Origin of the sequence: Pseudoxanthobacter sp., from assembly GCF_036822375.1 — a bacterium.
Classification (GTDB): Bacteria; Pseudomonadota; Alphaproteobacteria; order Rhizobiales; family Segnochrobactraceae; genus Pseudoxanthobacter.
Window position 1 is genome coordinate 1 of the sequence record NZ_DAISHT010000099.1, and the last position, 3829, is coordinate 3829.

At 68.3% G+C, this 3829-nt stretch carries 3 protein-coding genes; all 3 read left to right on the forward strand.

The window, feature by feature from the left end; all coding sequences use genetic code 11:
- The first annotated feature begins 816 nt into the window (after positions 1-816).
- Positions 817-1209: a septal ring lytic transglycosylase RlpA family protein gene (locus V7067_RS10675; RefSeq protein ID WP_334175885.1), complete on the forward strand. Its 393-nt coding sequence runs from the start codon at positions 817-819 to the stop codon at positions 1207-1209.
- Between the two features lie 531 nt (positions 1210-1740).
- Positions 1741-3318, forward strand: coding sequence for a 2-isopropylmalate synthase (locus tag V7067_RS10680; RefSeq protein ID WP_334175886.1), 1578 nt, complete (start codon positions 1741-1743; stop codon positions 3316-3318).
- A gap of 215 nt (positions 3319-3533) precedes the next feature.
- Complete coding sequence (locus V7067_RS10685; protein ID WP_334175887.1) at positions 3534-3746, forward strand: bacteriocin; 213 nt, start codon at positions 3534-3536, stop codon at positions 3744-3746.
- The last annotated feature ends 83 nt before the right edge of the window (positions 3747-3829 follow it).

Genomic DNA, 3829 nt, shown 5'->3' on the forward strand with positions numbered 1-3829 from the left:
GCGCCGGCCTGTCACGCCGGAGGTCGCGGGTTCGAGCCCCGTCACTCCCGCCACTTCTTTCTTATCAGAGGGTCGCTCAGGGCGGCCCTTTTTTGTTTTCCGGTCATTGTCATCTGGTCCGCTGTTGTGCAGCGCCGCATTCCGGCGGGCTGCCGCGGGGGCGTATCCGGTCATTCCTGTGGCGGTCGTGAGGCACGGCGCGGCCCGTTTTGGCGGGTGGCAGGGCCCTGCGGCGGGCGCGCGGCGCGCGGGCGGCGGCGCCTTCAGATGTCGCCGAAACCGCCGGCAGGGGTGCCAACGGTCGCATTTGAGCCGCAATTCCCGCTGTGGTGAGTCCGGTGTGACCGGATTCAACCGGAAAATCTGTCGGGTTGTGGCGTCCGCCGGTCTTTTTTTCAGGGCGCCGGCGGCTTTCGCACTGCAACACAACCGGCTGACAAAAGCACTCTGGTTTCAGCGCGTTGGGCCGGCAGCCGGCGATTGCCGCCGGGGCCTGTGCCGTGCCGGCTCCGGGGGGCGCGGGGCGCGAACATTACCAATCAGAAAGGTGACCACATCGCGGACGTATTTCGTGCCTAGACGGATCCCGTCGCTAACAGCGCGGAGCAATTGTTCAGTATGTCTTATACCACATCCGATCGGATTTCGCCGTATTTATTAACATATGCTCAGTCGATAAAGACTGTATTTACAACTGTATTGCCAGTTGTTGCATTAATCTCGACAGTCGTTGTGGCGGGCCCCGCCGCAGCAAGTCAGGTCTCGGCAGCCACCGCCAGCGTATCCGGCCCGTTCACCGGACCGCCGAAGCAGATCGTGCCGCCGACCGACGATCGCTTCCTCGGTGCGCAGTCGGTTCGCAAGCCGGCGGCGGAGAAGACGGCCGCGGCCGAAGAGACCGCCGGCGCGGAAAGCCGCCCGGCCGGCCCGAAGAACTGCGGCAAAGCCTCCTGGTATGGCTATCAGGGCCGCACCGCCAGCGGCGAGCGCTTTACCGGCAACGAACTCACCGCCGCGCACCGCTCGCTGCCGTTCGGCAGCCGCCTGCAGGTTACCAACATGGCGACGCACCGCACCGTGACCGTGCGCGTCAACGATCGCGGCCCGTTCGTCCATGGCCGTCTGATCGATCTGTCGCGCGCTGCTGCGCGCGAAATCGGCATGGTCAGTGCGGGCGTCGCCCCTGTCTGCGTCGTGGCCCTGCGCTGAGCGCGCGTCTCCGTGCCGGCGGTTGCATGGCCGGCACGGATGGAGTATCGGGGATCAGCCGGCGCCGGACGCCGGCATGCGGCAGGCCCGGTCCGGTGCCTGCCCGGAGGTCCGACCGGCGCGGCGGCTGTGCAGCCCGCGCCCAGCAGCAACGAGAGCCAGCTTCGTGAGCGCCGCGCACACCATCGCCGCTTCGATTTCGCCGCCGGCAGGCGCCGGCGGCATCGGCGTGCGTCTGGCAGCGGCCCGGCCGGCTCCGGCGTCGCCCCGCGGCGGCCACCGTCTTCTTAGCCGCCCCTGAGTGCCGGCTGCCCCGGTTTGCGGGGCGGGCCCTCAGGGGGATTTCGCGCCGGGCGTTGCCGACGGAGCCCGCCCGGGGCCGCTCAACCAACGCCGCAGGCGACCGTAACAGGAGCCCGCGCACCGGCCGGGGGGCCGGGCAGGCGGGCGGGTGCTGACCGCAACGGATGTCCCGCAGGCCTGCGGGACGCACCGGAAGGCACCGGAAGGCAAAGACAGGGAAACCACGCCGTGACCGACGCTGCAAACGCCACTGCTGCAAACGCCGCCGATGCCAATCGCGACCGCGTCATCATCTTCGACACCACGCTGCGCGACGGCGAGCAGTCGCCCGGCGCCTCGATGACGCTGGAGGAGAAGATCCAGGTCGCCGAGGTTCTGGACCAGATGGGCGTCGACGTGATCGAGGCCGGCTTCCCCATTGCCTCGCCCGGCGATTTCGAGGCGGTCAACGAGATCGCCCGGCGCATGAAGCGCGTCACGGTGTGCGGCCTGTCGCGCGCGGCCTTCAAGGACATCGACCGCGCCGGCGAGGCACTGGCCCCGGCGCATTCGAAGCGCATTCACACCTTCATCTCCACCAGCCCGCTGCACATGAAATACAAGCTGCAGATGGAGCCGGAGGCGGTCTGCGAGGCCGTGCTCGCCTCTGTCGCCCGCGCGCGCCAGTACACCGACGACGTGGAGTGGAGTGCCGAGGACGGCACCCGCACGGACCACGATTTCCTGTGCCGCTGCGTGGAAGCCGCCATCCGTGCCGGCGCCACCACCATCAACATTCCCGATACCGTCGGCTACACGGTGCCGGAGGAATATGCCGCCCTGTTCCGCATGGTGCGCGAGCGGGTGCCGAATTCCGACAAAGCCATCTTCTCTGCCCATTGCCACAACGATCTCGGCATGGCGGTTGCCAATTCGCTGGCGGCGCTGTCGGGCGGTGCCCGGCAGATCGAGTGCACCATCAACGGCCTTGGCGAGCGCGCCGGCAATGCGGCGCTGGAAGAGGTGGTGATGGCCATCCGCACCCGTGCCGACCGGCTGCCCTACTATACCGGCATCCGGACGCCGATGCTGATGCAGGCCTCGCGGCTGGTGTCGGCGGTGTCGTCGTTCCCGGTGCAGTACAACAAGGCCATCGTGGGCAAGAATGCGTTCGCCCACGAATCCGGCATCCATCAGGACGGCATGCTGAAGAATGCCGAGACCTACGAAATCATGCGGCCGGAAGATGTGGGCGTGCGGGCGACGTCGCTGGTCATGGGCAAGCACTCGGGCCGCCATGCCTTCCGCGACAAGCTGCGGGCGCTGGGCTTCGAACTCGGCGACAACGCGCTGAACGAGGCGTTCCGCCGCTTCAAGGATCTGGCCGACCGCAAGAAGCTCGTCTACGACGAGGATCTGGAAGCGCTGGTGGAAGACGAGATCGCCAATGGCGGCGACACGGCGCACGTTATCGCGCTCACCGTTATCGCCGGCACCGGCGGCCCGCAGAAGGCGATCATCACCATCGCCATCGACGGTCAGCACATCACCCGCGAGGCGACCGGCTCCGGCCCGGTGGATGCCATCTTCAACGCCATCCGGTCCATCATGCCGCATGAGGCGACGCTGCAGCTCTATCAGGTGAATGCCGTCACCGAGGGCACCGATGCGCAGGCGGAAGTGTCGGTGCGGCTGGAGGAGGGCGGCAAGATCGCCACCGGCCGCGGCGCCGACGTCGACACCATGGTTGCCTCGGCGCGGGCCTATGTTTCCGCGCTCAACCGGCTGGCGGTGCGCCGGCAGAAGAGCGCGCCGGCGGCGGCCTGACGGTCGCCACATAATTGTGATCACGACGGGCGTGGCCGGTGCTTAATGCCGCGCTTGTTGTCCGCCGCGCAGCCTTCTATATCGTTGGCTGACAACGGCCCGGGCCCTGCACGAAGCGTGCGGGGACGGCCGGGCGGGACGGTCCAGCCGCCGGCTCTTCCGGGGCCGGCCTTGGGCCGCGCGCTGCAAATCGGCTTCCTCAGGAGGTTTCCCCCATGCGCAAGATTCTCGTTCCCGTCGTTCTCGTGATGCTGACCGCGGCCTGCACCCAGCAGCAGACCAACCGGGCGCTGGTGGGCGGCGCTGTCGGCGCCGGCCTTGGCGCGGTGACCGGCGCGGCCATTTCCGGCAACACCGGCGGCGCGCTGACCGGCGCGGCCATCGGCGGCGTTGGCGGTGCGGCTGTCGGCGCGGCCACCGCGCGCTGAGCCTTTCCGGCAGCCGGCGACAAAGCCGGCCGATCCGGGTTTGATGTGAAGAAGAGGGCGCATCCGGCGGATGCGCCCTTTTT